Origin of the sequence: Micromonospora sp. NPDC050795, assembly GCF_044456785.1 — a bacterium.
Taxonomy (GTDB): Bacteria; Actinomycetota; Actinomycetes; order Mycobacteriales; family Micromonosporaceae; genus Micromonospora.
The window spans coordinates 14,316-34,420 of sequence record NZ_JBITGE010000043.1 but is presented as its reverse complement, the minus strand read 5'-3'; the positions used below and the strand labels follow the sequence as shown (position 1 = coordinate 34,420).

The 20,105-nt window shown below is 71.9% G+C and carries 18 protein-coding genes and 1 pseudogene; 9 read left to right on the top strand and 10 right to left on the bottom strand.

Going from position 1 to position 20,105, the window contains the following annotated elements:
* Nucleotides 1–71 precede the first annotated feature (71 nt).
* Nucleotides 72–773: a lysoplasmalogenase gene (locus ACIBEF_RS28440; protein ID WP_396796310.1), complete on the top strand. Its 702-nt coding sequence runs from the start codon at nt 72–74 to the stop codon at nt 771–773.
* On the opposite strand, the gene ACIBEF_RS28435 is transcribed toward ACIBEF_RS28440, so the two are convergent.
* Nucleotides 742–1,539, bottom strand: coding sequence for a tyrosine-protein phosphatase (locus ACIBEF_RS28435; protein ID WP_357200524.1), 798 nt, complete (start codon nt 1,537–1,539; stop codon nt 742–744). The genes ACIBEF_RS28440 and ACIBEF_RS28435 overlap by 32 nt on opposite strands.
* 44 nt (nt 1,540–1,583) lie before the next feature.
* On the opposite strand from ACIBEF_RS28435, the gene ACIBEF_RS28430 reads away from it, so the two are divergent.
* Nucleotides 1,584–2,681, top strand: coding sequence for a mandelate racemase/muconate lactonizing enzyme family protein (locus tag ACIBEF_RS28430; RefSeq protein ID WP_396796309.1), 1,098 nt, complete (start codon nt 1,584–1,586; stop codon nt 2,679–2,681).
* Nucleotides 2,682–2,740: 59 nt separating this feature from the next.
* Nucleotides 2,741–3,664: an NlpC/P60 family protein gene (locus ACIBEF_RS28425; protein ID WP_396796308.1), complete on the top strand. Its 924-nt coding sequence runs from the start codon at nt 2,741–2,743 to the stop codon at nt 3,662–3,664.
* A 118-nt stretch (nt 3,665–3,782) separates the two neighbouring features.
* On the opposite strand, the gene ACIBEF_RS28420 is transcribed toward ACIBEF_RS28425, so the two are convergent.
* The 3 genes from ACIBEF_RS28420 to pnuC all read right to left on the bottom strand — a co-directional run bounded on the left by ACIBEF_RS28420 (nt 3,783) and on the right by pnuC (nt 6,875).
* Entirely contained in the window at nt 3,783–4,781 is a 999-nt protein-coding gene (locus ACIBEF_RS28420; RefSeq protein ID WP_396796306.1) for a TerC family protein, read from the bottom strand.
* A 316-nt stretch (nt 4,782–5,097) separates the two neighbouring features.
* On the bottom strand, nt 5,098–6,222 hold the full coding sequence (locus ACIBEF_RS28415; protein ID WP_396796305.1) for an AAA family ATPase: 1,125 nt from the start codon (nt 6,220–6,222) through the stop codon (nt 5,098–5,100).
* Complete coding sequence (pnuC, locus tag ACIBEF_RS28410) at nt 6,219–6,875, bottom strand: nicotinamide riboside transporter PnuC (protein WP_396796303.1); 657 nt, start codon at nt 6,873–6,875, stop codon at nt 6,219–6,221. Before pnuC ends, ACIBEF_RS28415 begins: the two co-directional genes overlap by 4 nt.
* A gap of 117 nt (nt 6,876–6,992) precedes the next feature.
* On the opposite strand from pnuC, the gene ACIBEF_RS28405 reads away from it, so the two are divergent.
* Nucleotides 6,993–7,286, top strand: coding sequence for an antibiotic biosynthesis monooxygenase family protein (locus tag ACIBEF_RS28405; RefSeq protein WP_396796302.1), 294 nt, complete (start codon nt 6,993–6,995; stop codon nt 7,284–7,286).
* Between the two features lie 122 nt (nt 7,287–7,408).
* Here ACIBEF_RS28405 and ACIBEF_RS28400 read toward each other — a convergent pair whose 3' ends face one another.
* The 4 genes from ACIBEF_RS28400 to uvrB form a co-directional block, all read right to left on the bottom strand.
* Nucleotides 7,409–8,266 (bottom strand): helix-turn-helix domain-containing protein, encoded by an 858-nt coding sequence (locus ACIBEF_RS28400; protein ID WP_396796300.1) that lies wholly within the window; start codon nt 8,264–8,266, stop codon nt 7,409–7,411.
* Between the two features lie 196 nt (nt 8,267–8,462).
* Entirely contained in the window at nt 8,463–8,831 is a 369-nt protein-coding gene (locus tag ACIBEF_RS28395; RefSeq protein ID WP_396796299.1) for a VOC family protein, read from the bottom strand.
* Between the two features lie 90 nt (nt 8,832–8,921).
* Complete coding sequence (locus tag ACIBEF_RS28390; protein ID WP_396796298.1) at nt 8,922–9,731, bottom strand: helix-turn-helix domain-containing protein; 810 nt, start codon at nt 9,729–9,731, stop codon at nt 8,922–8,924.
* 82 nt (nt 9,732–9,813) lie between these two features.
* Nucleotides 9,814–11,922 (bottom strand): excinuclease ABC subunit UvrB, encoded by a 2,109-nt coding sequence (gene uvrB, locus ACIBEF_RS28385; RefSeq protein WP_357230845.1) that lies wholly within the window; start codon nt 11,920–11,922, stop codon nt 9,814–9,816.
* 206 nt (nt 11,923–12,128) lie between these two features.
* Between uvrB and ACIBEF_RS28380 the strand changes: the two genes are divergently transcribed.
* Complete coding sequence (locus tag ACIBEF_RS28380) at nt 12,129–13,985, top strand: hypothetical protein (protein ID WP_396796297.1); 1,857 nt, start codon at nt 12,129–12,131, stop codon at nt 13,983–13,985.
* Nucleotides 13,986–13,993: 8 nt separating this feature from the next.
* On the opposite strand, the gene coaE is transcribed toward ACIBEF_RS28380, so the two are convergent.
* A complete protein-coding gene (coaE, locus tag ACIBEF_RS28375) occupies nt 13,994–15,175 on the bottom strand; it encodes a dephospho-CoA kinase (protein WP_396796296.1) in 1,182 nt (393 codons plus the stop codon).
* 760 nt (nt 15,176–15,935) lie between these two features.
* On the bottom strand, nt 15,936–17,447 hold the full coding sequence (gene rpsA / locus ACIBEF_RS28370; RefSeq protein ID WP_396796295.1) for a 30S ribosomal protein S1: 1,512 nt from the start codon (nt 17,445–17,447) through the stop codon (nt 15,936–15,938).
* A gap of 520 nt (nt 17,448–17,967) precedes the next feature.
* Here rpsA and ACIBEF_RS28365 point away from each other — a divergent pair.
* The 4 genes and pseudogenes from ACIBEF_RS28365 to ACIBEF_RS28350 all read left to right on the top strand — a co-directional run.
* On the top strand, nt 17,968–18,774 hold the full coding sequence (locus ACIBEF_RS28365; protein ID WP_366342419.1) for a class I SAM-dependent methyltransferase: 807 nt from the start codon (nt 17,968–17,970) through the stop codon (nt 18,772–18,774).
* A 106-nt stretch (nt 18,775–18,880) separates the two neighbouring features.
* Nucleotides 18,881–19,432: a Uma2 family endonuclease gene (locus tag ACIBEF_RS28360; RefSeq protein ID WP_357264418.1), complete on the top strand. Its 552-nt coding sequence runs from the start codon at nt 18,881–18,883 to the stop codon at nt 19,430–19,432.
* A 36-nt stretch (nt 19,433–19,468) separates the two neighbouring features.
* Nucleotides 19,469–19,681 carry a DUF2945 domain-containing protein gene (locus tag ACIBEF_RS28355; protein ID WP_357199453.1) on the top strand — a complete coding sequence of 71 codons (213 nt, stop codon included), beginning with the start codon at nt 19,469–19,471 and terminating at the stop codon, nt 19,679–19,681.
* Nucleotides 19,674–20,018 (top strand): annotated as a pseudogene (locus ACIBEF_RS28350) (DUF3140 domain-containing protein); the annotation flags it as partial. The gene ACIBEF_RS28355 and the pseudogene ACIBEF_RS28350, both read left to right, overlap by 8 nt.
* Between the last annotated feature and the right edge of the window lie 87 nt (nt 20,019–20,105).

The window sequence follows — 20,105 nt, the reverse complement described above, 5'->3', positions numbered from 1 at the left end:
AGCGCCTCAGCGGCGAGGCCAGCACCGCCGACTACGGCTACGCTGCTCGCACCCCCACCCCGGAGCCGCCGATGCCCCGCAGTCGCACCGTGCTGATCGCCTTCCTCGTCGTGACGGCCGCGAACCTGCTGGCCAACGCCACCGGCGGCGGCCTGGCCTTCCTGCTCACCAAGCCGCTGCTGATGCCGCTGCTGGCCGCGTACCTCTGGCGGGTCAGCACCGAACGCGCGGCCCGACCGGACCGGCTGCTGCTCGCCGCGCTGGCCTTCGCCACCGGCGGCGACATCGCCCTGATGATCGACGGAACCGGCTGGTTCCTCGCCGGCATGGCCTGCTTCCTCGGCACGCACCTCTGCTACCTCGCGGCCTTCACCCGACGCGGCGCCGCGACCGCGCTGCGCCGTACGCCGCTGGCCGTCGTCGGACTGGGGTACGCGGCGCTGACCGTCATCGCGCTGACCTGGATGTGGGCGGGACTCTCCGATGCCGGGCTGGCCGTACCGGTGGCCGGTTACGCTATCGCGCTGGCCGCCATGGCCAGCACCGCCGCCACCCAGGGCTGGCGGGTCGGTGTCGGCGCGGCGCTGTTCCTCGGCTCCGACCTGCTGATCGCCGCCGGGGTGGCCGAGGTGGCCCAACCACCTGGCGCGCCGGTGCTGGTCATGGCGACCTACGCCGCCGGCCAGGCACTGATCGTCACCGGCTGCGCCGCCCGCACCGGCACACCCACCGACGCGCCGGTCACTCCAGCAACTGCGCCCGCAACGCCCTGAGGTCGGAGTCGGTGAGCCCCAGCCCGTCGCGCAGGTACGCGTCGAACGAGCCGTGCACCCGACGCACCTCGGCGTAACCGGCGTCGAGATACTCGGCGCGGACCTCCAGCACCGGCACCACCGCGTCGACGTCCAACTCGGGATTCCGCCGACGCATCGCCTCGACGATCACCGCCCGCAGGCTGTCGGTCAGCTCGTTGTTGCGCAGGTAGTCGGCGCGGACGGCCGCCTCGTCCACCCCGAGCGCCGTCAACAGGATGACGGTCAGCCAACCGGTGCGGTCCTTGCCGGCGGAGCAGTGGTAGAGCAGCGGCAGATTCTCCGGGCGGGACGCCAGCCGCACCGCCTCGGCGAAACCGACCCGCGCCGACTCACCGGTGACGAACCAGCGGTAGATCGCCTCCATCGCCCCCGCCGTGCCCTGCCGGGCCAGCTCGGCGTACGCGTTCAGGTCGTGTCCGAGCAGCACCGCCGAGACGTACGTGAAGACCGGGTGCTCCGCGTCGTGCACCGGCAGGCGCACCACCCGTGGCTCACCGGCGAACCGGTCCTCCGGCGCGACCGCGATCTCCGAGGCGTCGCGCAGATCCACCACGCACGCCGGCCCCAGCTTCGCCAGCACCGGCAGGTCCTCGTCGGTCAGCCGACCCAGCGCCGGAGTGCGGATCAACTGGCCGACCCGGACCCTCCGCCCGTCCGCGCCGACGAGCCCGCCCAGGTCCCGCGCGTTCGGCGCACCCACCAGCTCCCAGCCCTGCCCGGTCATGCGGTCTCCCCTCCGAAGGTGAACCTCCGTATAGGGTGCCTGACATGACGATCTCGGCGGTACGCACCCACCGGGTTTCCGCCCCCTTACACACCCCGTTCGTCACCGCGCTACGTCGCACCACCACAGTGGACACGTTGATCGTCGAACTCGTCGACAGCGACGGCCGGTCCGGCTTCGGTGAGGCGCCGCAGGTCTGGCAGGTCACCGGCGCGTCCGTCGCCGGCGCGCAGGCGTGTGTCCGTGAACTGCTCGGCCCACGGCTGATCGGCCGTGACCCGGACGACCTGGTGACCCGGTGCGCCGAGGTGCAGCGCGCCGTGGTCGGCAACGAGGCCGCGAAGGCGGCGGTGGACGTCGCCCTGCACGACCTCGCCGCGCGGCGACCGGGCGTACCCCTGGTGCGGTTGCTCGGGGGCACCACGCTGCGGGTCCCGACGGACGTCACCCTCGCCGCAGGCGACGCGGTGGACCTGGCTACCGCGGCACGGCAGCGCCAGGCCGACGGCTTCGGCGTGCTCAAGTTGAAGGTCGGCACCGACGCGGCCGGCGACCTGGACCGGGTACGCGCGGTACGGGCGGCCGTCGGCCCCGGCACCCGGATCCGGCTGGACGCCAACCAGGGCTGGACGCCCCGGGAGGCGGTCCGGGTGATCCGCGGCATCGAGGACGCCGGGCTCGACGTGGAGTTGGTCGAGCAGCCGGTGGCCCGCTGGGACCTGGACGGCCTGGCCTGGGTCAGCGACCGGGTGTCAGTGCCGATCCTGGCCGACGAGGCGGTCTTCGGGGTCCGTGACCTGGTGGAGGTGATCCGCCGCCGGGCCGCCGACCTGGTCAACGTCAAACTGGCCAAGTGCGGTGGACTGCACCCGGCCCGCACCCTCCTCGACCTGGCCTCCGCGCACGGCCTCGGCACTGTGGTCGGCTCGATGATGGAGAGCCAGGTCGGCATCGGGGCGGCCGCGAGCCTGGTCGCCGCGTACGGCACCACAGCGGTCCCCGACCTGGACGCCGCCTGGTGGCTGGCCTGGTCACCGGTGCAGGGCGGCATTCGCTACGACGGGGCTACGGTGGTGCTGCCGGATGCCCCTGGCCTGGGCATCTCCGGCATCGCTGAAGCAAAAGTGCAGGCCCATGGTTGATGACTGTCGGTTTCTTTCATAGGGTTTCCCTGGACAGCCGACACGATCTGGGGGTTGACGTGGAGCTGCAACCGGGCCGAGAGGCCGTCGTCCGGATCGCCGTGGCGACGCTGTGGACCTCCCCCGAGGCCGTCCGCCCCGTCGACCGTCCGGCGCTGACCGCCGGCGCCGACATTCCGACCTGGGTCTCCGGGATGGACACCGACCAGCAGGTCGGCGACTGCGTGCTGAGCCAACTCCTGCTCGGCGAACGGGTCCTCGTCAGTGAGCTACGCCCGGACGGCTGGGCCCGGGTCGTCGCCGTCGAACAACCAGCCGCCAAGCTGGACCCCCGCGGCTACCCGGGTTGGCTTCCCGCCGAGCAGTTGGCCGTTCTCGACCCGACCCACACCGGCATCGACCACCCGCTGGTGGTGGACGCCACGGTCACCGGGCTGCACGCCGCCCCGAACGGGCCGGTGGTGCTGCCCGGCGTCGTCGTCGGCACCCGGCTCGTCCCGGCCGGCCCCGCGATCGACGACTGGCGGCCGGTGCACGTGCCCGGTCGGGCCACCCCGCTCTGGCTGCCCGACCGTCACCTGGTGTCGTCGGCGGTCGCGTCGCCGGCCGCCGCGCAGGCGCTCGCGGTCGCACAGCGGCTGCTGGACGTGGTCTACATCTGGGGCGGTCTCTCCGCGCACGGCATCGACTGCTCGGGGCTGGTGCATCTGGCCTGGCGGCGGTTCGGGGTGCTGCTGCCCCGCGACGCCGACGATCAGGCCGTGGCCACCACCCCACTGTCGTTGGGCGCGGAACGCCCCGGCGATCTCTACTTCTTCGCCCGACCGGGCCGCAAGATCCACCACATCGGCATCGTCACCGCCGCTCCCGGCGACGGCGGTCAGCGCCGGATGCTGCACGCCTGCTACCGGCGGCGGCGGGTCCTCGAAGAGGAACTGCCGGCAGAACGGACCGCCACACTGGTGGGCGCGCACCGGGTCTAGGGCGGGTCTCGGTCGACCCGAGTCGGAGTCCAGGCGTCGGGCGGCGCTGGGCCCGGCACAGGCCGGTCAGCACTTCCGACACCGGCCGGGTGCCTGTCCGCACCCGGCCGGCGACCGGTCAGTGTCGGGCGTCGGTCAACTCGCGACGCCGGTCCCGGGAGGACTTCACCAGGCTCGCGGCGGTGGCGACGCCCAGGGTGCCGATGATGACCAGCAGCGACAACCAGATCGGGATGTGCGGCGCCCAGCCGACGTGCTCGCCGCCGTTGATGAACGGCAGGTTGTTGTCGGCCAGTGCCTCCAGCACCAGCTTGATCCCGATGAACCCGAGCACGACGGCCAGGCCGTAGCTCAGGTAGATCAGCCGGTCCAGCAGGCCACCGAGCAGGAAGTAGAGCTGCCGGAGGCCCATCAGCGCGAAGACGTTCGCGGTGAAGACCAGGTACGGCTCCTGGGTGATGCCGAAGATCGCTGGGATCGAGTCCAACGCGAAGATCAGGTCGGTGGTGCCGATCGCGATCATCACGATCAGCATCGGGGTGAAGAGCCGCTTGCCGGCCACCTGGGTGGTCAGCCTCGCACCGTCGTAGTCCTTCGAGATCGGCAACGCCTTGCGGCTCCACCGGATCAGCACGTTCTCGGAGAACTCGTCCTCGTCCGGCTCACCCTGCCGGGCCAGGTTCACCGCGGTGTAGATCAGGAACGCACCGAAGATGTAGAAGACCCACGAGAACTGCGTGATCAGCGCCGCACCCGCGGCGATGAACCCGCCGCGCATCACCAGCGCCAGCACGATGCCGACGAGCAGCACCTTCTGCTGGTACTGCCGAGGCACCCCGAAGCGCGCCATGATGATCACGAAGACGAAGAGGTTGTCCACCGAGAGGCTGTACTCGGTGAGCCAGCCGGTGTAGAACTGGCCGGCCGCGCTGGCCCCCGAGGTCAGCCAGACACCGGCACCGAAGAGCAGGGCGAGGCCGACGTAGAAGCCAACCCAGAGGCTCGACTCCCGCACACTCGGCTCGTGCGGGCGCCGACCGATGATCAACAGGTCGACGAGCAGAACCGCAGTCAGTGCGACAAGCGTCCCCGCCCACACCAATCCGGACACGTCCAACGTTCATTCCTCCGGCAGACACGCGGCGTCGGGCACACCGTACGCCCCTGCGGGAGCCGGCGTGCCGCTGTCGCTCACTCTGGTGACTGTCGGAGGTCTCTTCCGCCGCCGCCCCTGGGGGCGGCGACCTACGGGGCCGGGTCGGGCGCCGTGGTTCCGGCGATCGACCGTGCTGACGACTCCGTTGCGGGGGAATACTCCCCTCCTCGATGACCATTGTTGCCCACCACGCCCCGTGATCACACCCCGGGCACCCGGTGGCGCCGGACACCCCTCGACGCGTCCCACCGCACACCCGCTAATGCTTCCTAGGAGGCTAGTGCACGTCGGGTGCGGCGATCGGGTCGGCGAGCGACCAGCCGGCAGCGAGCAGGTCGTCGCAGGCCCGCACCGCCGAGGCCAACCGATCGGCGTGCGGCCCGGTCAACTCCACCACCGGCACCCCGCACCCGGCCAGTTCGGCCCGGAAACGCTCGGTCATCCAGGCCCGCAGGTGCTCACCGTCGCGCAGCCCGTCATCGGTGAACGGCACCCCCCGGTGATCCGTCAGCAGATACAGCGCCGGCCGGCGGGCCGCCGCCCGTACCTCCTCGGACGCGCTGCCCAGGTAGCGCTCCTCCCACACCGCCGTCGCCCGCGCGTCGGTGTCGCAGACCAGCAGCGGCCCGCCCGTCCGGGCCGCCGCGTCCTCGGCCGCCTGCTGCTCGCGCATCACCGCGCGGAAGTCGTCCCGGTCCCAGGTGACGTCGAAGACGGTCGCCTCCGGCGCTCGTTCCCGCAGCCGGGCCAGCTTGCGAGCGGTCAACTCCCGGCCGTACTCCGGCACCCAGGACGTGCCGTAGTGCCCGGCCAGCGCCGCCGCCATCGTCGTGGTCCCGGTCGACTCGGCCCCGACCACCGCCACCCGCCGGGCGAACCACGCCCGCACCGGCGGGCTCAGCCACCGCCAGTGACCCGCCGGGTCCGCGCGCACGGCCGTCCCGGACACCGGCACGGTCCGCCGGTCCGGATCAACCGACACGGGTACGGCGTGGAAGCGGCGCGCCAACTCGACGCCGTACGCCTCGGAGGAGAAGACCGCGTCCACCGATTCCGACCCGACCGCCTCGCGGAACACCGCGCAGTGCGCGTCCCAGACCGCCGGATCGGCGTAGTCCACCGGGTGGTCGTCGTACCGGCCGACCACACGGACCCACGGCGTGTCCGCGTGCACCTCGCGCAGCCAGTCGAGGCGCAGCGCAAGGGGAATGGACTCCCGACGCGAAGGCGCCACGACGACGGTCACCTCGGCGCAGCGGGCGGCCGCGGCCCGGATCAGCGCGTGGTGCCCGGCGTGCGGCGGATAGAACTTGCCCACCACCATCCCGTGTCCGAACTCGGCGGCGGACCGACGTGCCGGCCCGCGTGGTGACGGCGGCCCGCCGGATGTCGCGGGGTTCACGCCGTGACCGGGGCCGGGCCGGGCGGGACCGCGCTCGGCCGGTCGGCCCGACGCAGATCGGCGCGCCAGGCCCGCAACCCGAGCACGCACAGGGCGAGGAAGACCAGGTAGAGCACGGCCGTCAGGTGCAGCCCCTTGTACGCGTACAGCGGGATGTAGATCAGGTCGGCGGCGATCCAGAGCCACCAACTCTCCACCCGCTTCCGGGTCTGCCCGTACGTCGCCAGCACTGACAGCGCCGTGGTCAACGCGTCCGGCAGCGGCACTGTCGAGTCGGTGGCCCGGTCCAGCAGGACCCAGAGCGCGCCGGTGAGCAGCAGCCCGGCGGCCGCCAGCCCCAGCCACTCCCGCCGCCCCGTCCGGCTGACAGTGAGCCGGGTGCGCCGCTCGCCCCCGAACAGCCAGTGCCACCAGCCGTAGCAGCCGAGCGCGACGTAGACGACCTGGAGCCCCGCGTCGGCATACAGCCCGGCGGTCCAGAACAGCACCATGAGCAGCAGCACGTTGGCGATGCCGATCGGCCAGTTGGCGATCTTCTGCCGGGCCACCAACCACACGTTGAGCACACCGGTCCCGAACCCCAGCAGCTCCGCCCAGGTGGTGCCCGTCCCGGCCACCCGAAACGCGGTGCCGGTGAGCCAATCGATGATCACGAGGCCACCCTAGGGTCCGTGTCAACGCCCTCGGTCGAGCCGAGGCGGAGTCCAGGCAGTGGTCCGGCACGGACCCGCGACACCGACCGCCCCGACCGCCGTGGGAGGCTGTCCGACATGGTGCTTGAGGTCGCGTTGATCGACGTACTGCCCGGACACGAGGACGCGTTCGCCGCCGCGTACGCCGAGGGTCACCCGGTGCTCGCCGGAGCGACCGGCTGCCGATCCGTGCGGATGACCCGAGGAATCGAGTCACCGACCCGGTTCGTGCTGCTCGTCGAATGGGACTCGGTCGAGGCGCACGAGGACAACTTCCGGGCCACCGAACGGTTCGACGCGTGGCGGGCGCTGATCGGGCCGCACTTCGCGGGACCGCCCATCGTCGAACACTTCCTCGACGTGCCGGCCTGAGCCGAGCTGTCGTACCCCGCGGTTATCGTGCCGGGCGCACGCGCCGGCCGCCGGCCCCGACGGGCTCGGGGGCGCCGGGTCCGGTGGCCGCGCGGCGCGTCACCGTCGGCACCGGTCAACACTCACTCGCCGACGCGGCGGGCCAGCACGGTGACCGTCTCCTCCGGTGACAGCGCGGCGGCCAGCAGCGCCGCGGTCATCCGCTCGTAGCGGTCGACGTCGAGCACGGTGGCCAACCGAACGTCGGTGGTCAACGCCTCGAGCATGACCGTGCGCGGGTCCGCCGGGTCGGGAAAGGCGTAGCAGGAATACGGTGTGAGCGGATGCAGCCCGCCACCGGCCGCTCCGCGGGGCAACAGCCGCACCGTCACGTGGGACAGGCCGGTCACGGCGACCAGGTGACGCAGTTGTTCACGCCAGACCGCCACCGGCAGGTCACCCGGGTCGCAGACGGCCTCGGCGAGCACCGCCGTGTAGCGCGGCGGGTAGGCCCGTCGAAGCACCTCCTGCCGCAGTGCCCGTGCGCGCACCTCGGCCTCCACATCGACGTCCGGCGTGAGCTGGGCACCGGCGCTGACCAGCACCCGGGCGTACGCGGGCGTCTGGAGCAGCCCCGGCACCACCGACGGCTGGTACTCGACGATGTCGGCGGCGCCCGCCTCCAACTCGGCGTAGGTGCGCTGCCGTTCGCTCATCTCGCCCAGGGTCTTCCACCAGCCTCGACTGGTCGCCGCGTCCCGGGCGATGACGATCAGCGCTTCCCGGGCGGGCGTGGGCACCTTGTAGACGTCCAGCAGGTCGAGCACGTCGGCGAGGTCCGGTCGACTTTGACCCAGCTCGATGCGGGACAGCTTCGACGTCGAGGCCCAGCCCAGCCGGTCGCAGACCTGCTCCAGGGTCAGCGACTCGCGCCGACGAAGTTGGCGCAGCTCTGCGCCGAGACGTGCTCGTCGAATGACAGGACTTGTTGGCAGCGGCATCCCGGCCTCCCCACCGAGGGAGACTACGCAGGACGATCACCCAGTGCAATAGCTCGCTCGCGCACCGCAACCAGGGTGTTCGAGACCGCTGGCCGGACCGGCTCGCCGAAGCGCATTGTTTCCGCAGGTCAGTGCGGTTTCGGGTCGCGAATGCTGGTCCCGGCGTGCCGTCCATCCCCGATCGGCGTGGCCGGACTCAGGGTCGGTAGGTGCCGAAGGACCAGACGTTGCCGGCCAGATCGCGGGCCGCGTAGTCACGGGAGCCGTAGTCGGTGTCGAACGGCTCGCGGATGATCTCGGCGCCGGCCGCGCGGGCCTGGGCGCAGTGGGCGTCGACGTCCGGCACGGCCACGTAGACCGACCAGTCGTCGTCGGCCGGCCGGGGCGGGGCGTCCGTCCGACCACCCAGCATGATCATGCCGGTGTCGAGAACCAGCTCGGCGTGCGCAACCGCACCGTCCGGCGCCTCGTGCACGGCATGCGTCCGGAAACCGAAGGCGGCACCGAGCCAGTCGATCGCGGCCCGGGGATCGGGATAACGGAAGATCGGATAGATGGTTCGCATGACCCGATTCTGCGGCCGGTGGCGCGGCTCCGGATTGGACGAATGTGACCTCGGCGGGTCGCCGAACCGGCTCCGGTCGGCCGGCGGCCGTCAGCGGCCGGAGAGCAGCGCGGCCGGCGTGGCCCCCGCGAACTCGTGGAAGTCCCGAATGAGGTGGGACTGGTCGTAGTAGCCGCAGCCCGCCGCCACGGCGGCCCAGTCGACTCCCCGCCCGGCCCCGCCGACCTGGGCGGACGCGGCATGAGCCTGCTGGAAACGCAGCAGTCGGGCGGCCATCTTGGGCGGCAGCCCGACCTCCTGCCGGAACCGGGACGCGAGGTGACGGCGGCTCCAGCCCAACTCGTCGGCGAGCACACCGACGCTCCCCCGCCCACCGCTGGCGGCGAGCCACCGCCACGCCCAGTCGAGCCGCGGGTCCACCGGCGGGGACGCCGCCAGCCGGGCGGCGAGCACCCGGTCGAGGAGGTCGAACCGCTCCGACCAGCCGGTGGCCTCGGCGAGCCGGTCGCGCAGTCGATCCAGCCAACGGCCCGGGAGCTGCCCGACGCCGACGGCCCGATTGGTCAGCTCACCCAGGGGCAGACCGAGAAGCCGGCGGGCGGCCAGGGGGGCGAGCAGCAACTCGACGCCCTCCCCCACGCCCACGGTGCGCGTGGTGCACCAACTGTCGAAGGTGCCGGCCACGAACGAGTCGACAGCGGCGACACCACGCTCGGCGCTACGTGGGTCGGTCACGTCCAGCGGAGCGCCCCAGCCCAGTATCAGCACCACGAAGGCGCCCGCCGACTCCCGACGGACGAGCGGCACGTCAGCCCGCTCGCGGTAGCCCACGTACCTGTCGACGAACGGACGCAGGCTGGCGTCGGGCAGCCCGAAGACCACCTCACCGATCGGCGCCACCGCCGTCAACAGTGCCCGCCCTTCGCGTGCCCCGGTCGGCCGGGCCCGAGCGGTGCGCTGGGCGGGGCCGACCGGGTGGCCGTCACTTCACGCCGGCGGCGTCCATGCCGCGCAGCTCCTTCTTCAGGTCGGAGACCTCGTCGCGGATCCGGGCCGCCAACTCGAACTGGAGCTCGCGGGCGGCGGCCAGCATCTGGTCGTTGAGCTCCTGGATGAGCTGGGCGAGGTCGGCGCGGGCCATCCCCTCCCGTGAGGTGGCGCTCGCGGCGGACCGGCTCCGGCTGCGGGTCTCCTTGACCGGCGCCTTGCCTCGGGAAAGCTGACGCACCGCGCCGCCGACCCGGGAGTTCTCGGTGTCCTCCGCCTCGCGGTAGATGTCGTCCAGGATGTCGTGGATCTTCTTACGCAGCGGCTCCGGGCTGATGCCGTGCGCCTCGTTGTGCGCGATCTGCTTGGCCCGACGCCGATCGGTCTCGTCGATCGCCGCCGCCATCGACGGGGTGATCTTGTCGGCGTACATGTGCACCTGGCCGGAGACGTTACGGGCGGCCCGCCCGATGGTCTGGATCAGCGACCGGCCGCTGCGCAGGAAGCCTTCCTTGTCGGCGTCGAGGATCGCCACCAGCGACACCTCGGGCAGGTCCAGACCTTCGCGGAGCAGGTTGATGCCGACGAGCACGTCGTAGTCACCCTTGCGAAGCTCGCGCAGCAGCTCCACCCGGCGCAAGGTGTCGACCTCCGAGTGCAGGTAGCGCACCCGGATGCCGTTCTCCAGGAGGTAGTCGGACAGGTCCTCGGCCATCTTCTTGGTCAGCGTGGTGACCAGCACCCGCTCGTCCCGGTCGGTCCGCAGCTTGATCTCGTGCATCAGGTCGTCGATCTGACCCTTGGTCGGCTTGATCACGACCTCCGGGTCGACCAGACCGGTGGGTCGGATCACCTGCTCGACGAACTCGCCCTGAGCCTGCTCCATCTCCCAGGTGCCCGGGGTCGCGGAGAGGTAGACCATCTGGCCGACCCGCTCCAGGAACTCGTCGAAGCGCAGCGGCCGGTTGTCGGCAGCGCTGGGCAGCCGGAAGCCGTGGTCGATGAGCATCCGCTTGCGCGACGCGTCGCCCTCGTACATGCCGCCGATCTGCGGGATGGTCACGTGCGACTCGTCGACCACGGTGAGGAAGTCGTCGGGGAAGTAGTCGAGCAGGGCGTGCGGCGGGCTGCCGGGCAGCCGCCCGTCCATGTGCATCGAGTAGTTCTCGATGCCGGAGCAGAAGCCCACCTGCCGCATCATCTCGATGTCGTAGGTGGTGCGCATCCGCAGCCGCTGCGCCTCCAGCAGCTTGCCCTGCCGCTCCAGCTCGGCGAGGCGCTCGGCCAGCTCGACCTCGATGTCACGGATCGCCCGTTCCATCCGCTCCGGGCCGGCCGCGTAGTGCGTGGCCGGGAAGATCACCAGCTGATCGACCTCGCGGACCACGTCACCGGTCAACGGGTTGAGGTAGTAGAGCTTCTCCACCTCGTCACCGAACAGCTCGATCCGGATCGCCAGCTCCTCGTACGCCGGGATGATCTCCAGCGTGTCGCCGCGAACCCGGAAGGTGCCGCGCTGGAAGGCCATGTCGTTGCGGGTGTACTGGATGTCGACCAGCCGGCGCAACAACTGGTCGCGGTCGAGCTCCTGCCCGATCTGCACCTTCACCGCCCGGTTGAGGTATTCCTCGGGGGTGCCCAGGCCGTAGATCGCCGAGACGGTCGCCACCACGATCACGTCGCGGCGGGTGAGCAGCGACATCGTCGCCGAGTGCCGCAGCCGCTCCACCTCCTCGTTGATCGAGGAGTCCTTCTCGATGTAGGTGTCGGTCTGCGGGATGTACGCCTCGGGCTGGTAGTAGTCGTAGTACGAGACGAAGTATTCGACAGCGTTGTGCGGCAGCAGCTCGCTGAACTCCTTGGCCAGCTGCGCGCAGAGCGTCTTGTTCGGGGCGAGCACCAGGGTGGGGCGTTGCAGCCGCTCGATCAGCCACGCCGTGGTGGCGCTCTTGCCGGTGCCGGTCGCGCCGAGCAGCACCGTGTTGCGGTCGCCACGCCGAACCCGGCGCTCAAGGTCATCGATGGCTGCCGGTTGGTCGCCGGCCGGCTGGAAGTCACTGACGACCTGGAAGCGGCTGTCCAGCCGGGGAATGTCGAGCGCCATGCCGTCAACGGTACGCCGGAGGTCCGACAGGAACGGCCGTCACGCCAGGTACGTGATCGGCTTCAATATTCCCATTGTGTGGCCCATGTCACCGGGACTACCCTCTCTATGTAGGCCGCTCGCGGCGGCCGACCGGGCCGGTGGCCAGGCCAACATCACGGCCGGTCACCCCCGGCACTGCGGTCGCAGCACCCGGCTCGTCCGGCGTGCGCACCCGTGTGGTCGCGCTCGAGGCGCAGACCGGCCGCCGCGAGCGCCCCTGCTCGTCACCCCGGTGCCTCCCCGCCCGTTTCATCTCCGTGGACACCTCTCCGACCCCGACGCCCGACACCGCCCGCACCGCCACACCCCCGCCGGACGACCCGAGCACCGGCAGCGACCCGGTCAGCGGCAAGGGGCCGACCGGCGGCAAGGGCACGAGCACCGGCAAGGGCCCGACCGGCGGCAAGGGCCCGACCGGCCGGTCCACCGGCGGCGCGCGCCGAGCCACCGCCGGCCGCAAGACCAACGACACGCGGCGGGCCGCCGCCGAGCGAAGCCTCGCGGAGAACCGCGAGACCACCCGCAGCGGCGACACCCCGGACACCACTGACACCACCGAGGCCGCCGACACCGCCGGGCCGCCCTCGGCCGGCCGTCGTCGGCGTGCGGTGCTGCTGTTGCTCGGTCTGACGGCGGTGACGTCCGCGACGGCGCTGGTGCTCGGGCTGTTGAGCTGGGCGCCCGACCCGCCCGAGCCGGCCCGGCCGCTGACCCTGCCGGAGGGTGAGCGGCTGGCCGCCGTGCGGGTCACCAACCTGCGGGACCTGCGCGCCGGCGTACGGGTCACGGCCGGAACCGGCACCGCCCGCATCGAACTGGTGGGCTGGGTGGACTGGTCCCGGTCACTGCTCTACCTCGACGTGGGCGGGCCGGGAGCGGGTGCCGAACGCGGGCTGTTGCAGAAGAGCGGTCCGGTGCTGGTGATCCGGCCCGATCCGGCGGCGGTGCCCACCCCCGCCGCACCACCACTGATGCCCCCGACGGACCGGTGGCGGCTGCACCGACCGGCACCCGGGGCACACCTGGCACCGGTGCTCGACCTGCTCCTCGATCTCGCCGCCGACCGCCCCGACACCACGACCCGGACCGCACCGTCCGACGGGGCGCGCTGGATCGCCCGCGAGGCCGTCCCGGCCGGCCCACTGGACGTCATTCAGGCACCACTGCCCAGCGCGCCAGCCGCCAGCACGGCCATCTGCACCCCCAGCGCCGCGACGCCCGCCCCGGACGGACAGACCCGGTACTGGCTCGATCAGGACGCCCGGCTGCACAAGCTGGTAACCGTGCTGCCCGGCACCGGGCCGGTCACGATGATCTTCAACCGCGAGGACCGGCCGACACTACGACCGGTGGACGCACTCGGCGGTCGCCCCGGTCTGCCCCGCGCGCTGACCGACGCCGAACAACGTCGGCTCGACCGGCTGCCGGCCCGGCTCCGCGCCCACGGCGGTGCCACCGTGACGCTGACCGCACCAGTGGGCACCGAGACGAACCTGCGGGGCGCAGGCTGGTTGAGCTGGACCGCGCGCAGCGCGTACCTCGCGGTCGCCGACCTGGGCGTACCGGATCGCCGGACCCTGCTGCGCCGCGACGCCGCCGGCCTGGCCCGGGCGGACCTGCCCGCGGCCGATGGTGGCGGCGGCACCGCGGAGGCGCCGGCCCGACCGCCGCTACCGCCCCCGACCGGGGGATGGCGCGTCTCCCGGCCCGCCCGAGACGACCTGAGTGTGCTGGTCGACGCCGCGATAGCCGCCGGATCGGTCGGGCAGCGCGGCGCGGCCGTGCGGGTACGCGAGGACGTCACCGACGGACGGACGGTGGACGTCATCGAGTCGGGTCCGGCCGACGGGCGGCTGCGTTACTGGCTCGACCGGGACGGGTCGCTCCGCCGGCTCGAGTTGCAGACCGACGCGGGCGCGTGGGCACACCTGGATCTCCAGCCCGCCGTCGTGCCCCGACTGACTGCCAACCCTCGGCCCCCGGCCCCTCGCTCTCCGGCCCCTCGGCCCGGTGCCCGCTGACCGATGCCTCAGGGACGCCAGCCGGTCTGCGCGGCCCACTGCTCGGCCCGCAGGTACTCCTCGTCGAACCACGGGTTGCGGCCTGTCCCGGAATCGCCGGCCACCGGGGCCGCGTCGATGAGGTCCCGCTTGAGCAGCAGATACGTGGCTCGCTGATCCGGGTCGGCACGCAGGTGGTCGCGCATCAACAGCGCGTACCGCCAACCCGGCGAATCCGCCACCCGCACGTGCAGACGGACGGGGCGGGCCGGGTCCGCACTACCGTGCAACCGCTTCTCCCAGCGGCCCCTGCCGGCCGGACGCGGGTCGTCCCACCACTGCCCCGGTACCCGTGGGAACCCGGCGTTCGCCAGCCGATCGGCCAACGGCCCGTCGGCGTCGGCGAGGCTGGCGACCGCCACCTGCACGTCGATGACGTTCTGCGCGGCCAGGCCGGGCACCGCCGTCGAACCGATGTGATCGATCCGGAGGGCATTCGAGCCGAGCGCGTACTGGATCCGGGCGGCCAGCCGCGCGTACTGCTCCGGCCAACTCGCGTCGGCCCAGGCCAACTCGGCCTCGTCGGGCGGGACCACCCGGCGCTGGCGCAGATTGTCCTCGTAGGGCACCAACCGCTGCTTCCAGAGCAGGTCGACGGCGTCGTGCAGCGCCGTCAGGCTGCCGTCGTTGGTCAGCACCACGTCCGCCGCCGCCCGGCGGCGGGCGTCGTCGGCCTGCGCGGCGATCCTCCGCTCGGCCTCCGCGCGACTCATCCCCCGGTCACGCGCCAGCCGTTGCAGTCGGGTCGCCACGGCCGTCTGCACCACGACCACCAGGTGGTACGTCGGCGCGAGACCCACCTCGACCAACAGCGGTACGTCGTTGACGACTATCGCGTCCGGTGCCGCCGCGGCGGCCAGTTCCGCGGTGCGGGCCCGGACCCGGGGGTGGGTGATCGCCTCCAGCCGACGACGGGCGGTCTCGTCAGCGAACACCACCGCTCCCAATGCGGCACGGTCCAGTGCGCCGTCGGCGTCCACCACCGCGTCGGAGAAGGCGGCGACGATCTCCGCCAGCCCGTCCGTACCCGGCGCCACCACCTCCCGGGCCACCCGGTCCGCGTCAATCAGCACCGCGCCCCGCTCGACGAGCCGCGCGGCCACCGCGCTCTTTCCTGACCCGATCCCGCCGGTCAACCCCACCCTCAGCACCCGAACAGTCAACCGGATCGACAAGCCCGCCGCCAACCCGCCCCCACCCCGGCGACCTCGCCACCACCCACCCCGCAACTCCGCCCGCGCCCCGGCTTCGACCGGCCCCCGCCGCACCCGCACGAACCACCTACGCACCGCACCCCGCACCCCGCACGCCCCCGTCCGCCTCCCACCCCACGCCCTCACCCCCTGCCCGCGCCCCACGCCCGCACCCTCACCCCCTGCCCGCGCCCGCGCCCACGCCCGCACCCTCACCCCCTGCCCGCGCCCACGCCCGCGCCCGGCCCCGGCCCCGCGCCCGCGCCCGCGCCCGCGCCAAGATCACCGCAACATCGGGGATGTTGCTGCCTCCGACGCGCGCGAGACAGCAACATCCCTGATGTTGCACGGATCATGACGAAGAACCCCGCCCCCGGAGACACCGGGAGCGGGGTTCGGGACGCGCACGACCCCAAGATCGTGCTCGAACCAGGATGTAGTGGTCTACGGCGGCGGGGAGGCCCCTACATCCTGGATCGAGCACGATCTTGGCGGGCCGGCGGCCGGCAGGGCGGCGAGCCGGCGGGGCGGCGGCCGGCAGGCCGGCAAGGCGGCAGGGCGGCGGGACGGCGGGGCGGCAGGCCGGCAGGCCGGCAAGGCCGGCAAGGCGGCAAGGCGGCAAGGCGGCAGGGCGGCAGGGCGGGCGGCGGATACGGCGAGGGCCCCGCCCCCAGCGATCCGGAGATCGCGGGGACGGGGCCCGTCGTCGTTCAGCGGGTCACTTACCGCCGGCGAGCTTCTCCCGCAGTGCGGCGAGCGCCTCGTCGGTGGCCAGCGTGCCGGCCGGCTCCTCGGCCTGCCGGCTCGGGGCCGGGCTGGACGAGGAGGTGGTGCCACCGCCACCGCCACCGCTAGCGGCCGGAACGGCCGGAGTCGGGTTGGCGGCAGCCTCGGCGTCGGCGGCGCGAGAGGTCTGCACCTGCTTGGTGTGGGCCTCCCAGCGCAGACGAGCCTCGGCGTACTGGTTCTCCCAGGTCTCGCGCTGCTTGTCGTACCCCTCGAGCCACTCGCCCGTCTCCGGGTCGAAGCCCTCGGGGTAGATGTAGTTGCCCTCGGTGTCGTACGTCGCGGCCATGCCGTAGAGGGTCGGGTCGAAGTGCTCCTCGCCCTCGACGAAGCCCTCGTTGGCCTGCTTGAGCGACAGCGAGATCCGGCGACGCTCCAGGTCGATGTCGATGACCTTGACCATGACCTCGGAGCCAACCTGGACGACCTGCTCCGGGATCTCCACGTGGCGCTCGGCCAGCTCGGAGATGTGGACCAGACCCTCGATGCCGTCGTCCACGCGGACGAACGCACCGAACGGAACCAGCTTGGTGACCTTACCCGGCACGATCTGCTGGATCGCGTGGGTGCGGGCGAACTGCCGCCACGGGTCTTCCTGGGTCGCCTTTAGCGACAGCGAGACCCGCTCGCGGTCCAGGTCGACGTCCAGGACCTCGACCTCGACCTCCTGGCCGACCTCGACGACCTCGGACGGGTGGTCGATGTGCTTCCAGGACAGCTCGGAGACGTGCACCAGACCGTCGACGCCGCCGAGGTCCACGAAGGCGCCGAAGTTGACGATCGAGGACACGACGCCCTTGCGGACCTGGCCCTTCTGCAGCTTGTTGAGGAACTCGGTGCGCACCTCGGACTGCGTCTGCTCCAGCCAGGCCCGGCGGGACAGGACCACGTTGTTGCGGTTCTTGTCCAGCTCGATGATCTTGGCCTCGAGCTCCCGCCCGACGTACGGCTGCAGGTCGCGCACACGACGCATCTCGACCAGGGACGCGGGCAGGAAGCCGCGCAGCCCGATGTCGAGGATGAGGCCGCCCTTGACCACCTCGATGACCGAACCGCGGACGACGCCGTCCTCGTCCTTGATCTTCTCGATCGTGCCCCAGGCCCGCTCGTACTGTGCCCGCTTCTTGGAGAGGATCAGACGACCCTCCTTGTCCTCCTTCTGGAGGACCAGGGCCTCGATGTGGTCGCCAACCGTCACAACCTCGGCGGGGTCCACGTCGTGCTTGATCGACAACTCCCGAGAGGGGATGACACCCTCGGTCTTGTAGCCGATGTCGAGCAGGACCTCGTCCCGATCGACCTTGACGACGGTGCCTTCGACAATGTCGCCGTCGTTGAAGTACTTGATGGTCTCGTCGATCGCGGCGAGGAATGCCTCCTCGGAACCGAGATCGTCGTGGGTGACCCGGGTGGCGCTCGAGGGGGCCTCGATGCTGCTCGTCATGTGGGCGGTTGCTCCGGTCGGTGGGTTGTCACAGCAGGCTGGTGTGTCGCAGTGACCTGTTCGCGCCAGCGGATCCGTCGCCGGGCACACCGAACGATCGCCTAGTGAGATCATGATGTGGCTCCGTCGACCGCGCACCTGCTCCCTGCCGAGGCAACGCGATCCGCGAGCGCATCGTCTAGCCTACCGTGCGCATTACCACAGCGTGCAAGCCCTCCCGGGTTCTCTTCGTGCGATGACCTGCGAAAGCCGAACAATCGCCCGGAAAACACCGCTGCTGTCTCCTGCGTCACAGCAGCCCCTCCCGCCCCGGCGGTGCGCACCACGGGCCGCGCCCGGTCGCCCCGACTTCCTGGGTGTCGCTGCGGTGTCGCAGCCGGGCCCGCCGGCGCGGTTCGAAGCGGCTCGGACACCGCGACGTCGCCAAAGCCGAGTCGATCAAGCCCACCGCGCGAGGAGTCGCGCAGATCCTGGACGCGCCGCCGTGCCCAATGGGCTGGGTGGGGCCTAGCGTGAGCGCGTGGATGACGACAGCCGGGTTACCCGGCGCCGGGTGGGTGACGCCGAGGCCCGGCGCGCCAACCGCGGCTGGTGGGACACCGACGCCGACGACTACCAGGCCGAACACGGCGCGTTCCTCGGCGACGTGGACTTCGTGTGGTGCCCCGAGGGCCTGCGCGAGGCCGACGCCCGGCTGCTCGGCGACGTGTCGGGGCGGCGGGTGCTGGAGGTCGGTGCCGGCGCCGCGGCCGCCGCCCGCTGGCTCGCCACCCAGGGCGCCCGGCCGGTCGCCTTCGACCTGTCCGCCGGCATGTTGCGGCACGCCGCCGAGGCCGCCGACCGCACCGGGGTACGCGTACCGCTGGTGCAGGCCGACGCGCTCGCCCTGCCGTTCGCCGACCGGTCGTTCGACGTCGCCTGTACCGCGTTCGGCGCGATCCCGTTCGTGGACGACTCGGCGGCGCTGCTCGCCGAGGTGCACCGGGTGCTGCGCCCGGGTGGCCGGTGGGTCTTCTCGGTGACCCACCCGATGCGGTGGATCTTCCTCGACGACCCCGGCGAGGGCGGCCTGACGGCCGTGCACTCGTACTTCGACCGCTCCCCGTACGTCGAGCAGGACGAGACCGGCGTGGCCACCTACGTCGAGCAGCACCGCACCCTCGGTGACCGGATCCGTGAGCTGGTCGGTGCCGGGTTCCGGCTGTTGGACCTGGTGGAGCCGGAGTGGCCGGAGGGACACGAGGGGATCTGGGGGCAGTGGAGCCCGCTGCGCGGACGACTCTTCCCCGGCACCGCCATCTTCGTCACCGAGAAGCCCTCCGGGTGAGCGCCACACCCGTTGTCCGACGTGCGAGCCATCGACCGCCGGTAGTCTCGTGCCCATGAGCGCCGAGCCGGTCCCGACATCACCTGGCCCCTGGTGTCCGGATCCGATGCGGCAGCAGCGTGCCGACTACACGCTGGAGGACCTGCTCACCCTGCCGGACGACGCCCCCCGCGTCGAACTCGTCGACGGAGTCATCCAGGTGACGCCCTCCCCCACCCTGGGCCATCAGGACATCTCGCTGTTGCTAGCGCACTGGCTGCTGCAACACGCGCCGGCCGACCTACGAGTCGTCCAGGCGGTCGGAGTCGGGCTGAGTCCCAATACCAGCCGACAGCCGGACGTGCTCCTACGGCGGGCCGGCGTGGCTCCTTCCCGGTCCACTCTGCGGCCGGAGGATGTCGTGCTCGCCGTGGAGATCGTCTCGCCGGGAACGCGACGGATCGACCGGTTCGCGAAACCGGGTGAGTACGCCGCGGCGGGCATCCCGTTCTACTGGCGGATCGAGCAGGACCCGGTGCACGTGTACGCGTACCGGATCGGCGATCGGGTGGGGCCGGGCGGTGAGCGGCAGTATGAGCTGGTCGCCGACGGTGCCGACGTGATCGAGTTGGCTGAGCCGTTCGATATCAAGCTGCCGGTCGCCGAGATCACGCCGTAGTCGTTTCGCCCCAGCCGGCTCGGGTAGCCGAGGACCATGGCCGAACCGAGATTTCACAAGGGCGACCATGTCTCCTGGTCGGCCCACGGCAGCCGCGCGTACGGCGTGGTGCAGGAGACGATCACCGAACGGACCAGGGTCAGCGGGCGGGCGGTGAACGCGGCCCCCGACGACCCGCAGTACCGGGTCCGCAGTGACGGCACGGGCCGCGACGTGGCCCACCGCCCCGGGGCGCTGCGCCATGAGTAAGAGTGACGAGGGCCGGGACACCTACCGGGAGTTCACCGAGGCGGTGAACATGAAGCCCGGCGAGCTGTCCACGTGGCTGGAGACCGACGAGTCGAAACAGGTCGGCTGGCACAAGGGCGGTCGTGCGGGTGGTGGCGAGTCCGTCGGGCACGAGTCCGGCCGGAAGATCATCAACTTGCTCCGTCGCAAACGCGGCGATCTGTCCGAGGCCGACTACAAGCACATGCGCAAGGTCGTCGGCTACGTACGCCGGCACATGGCGCAGCGCCCCTCCGGCAACGTCCGCGACACCAAGTGGCGCTGGTCGCTCATGAACTGGGGCCACGACCCCATGAAGTAGCTGGTCAGGCCGCACGATCTGCGCAACGCCGGTGACGTTGGTCGCTCAGAAAACCACGATCCGCGCCCGTCGGCGAGTGCCCAA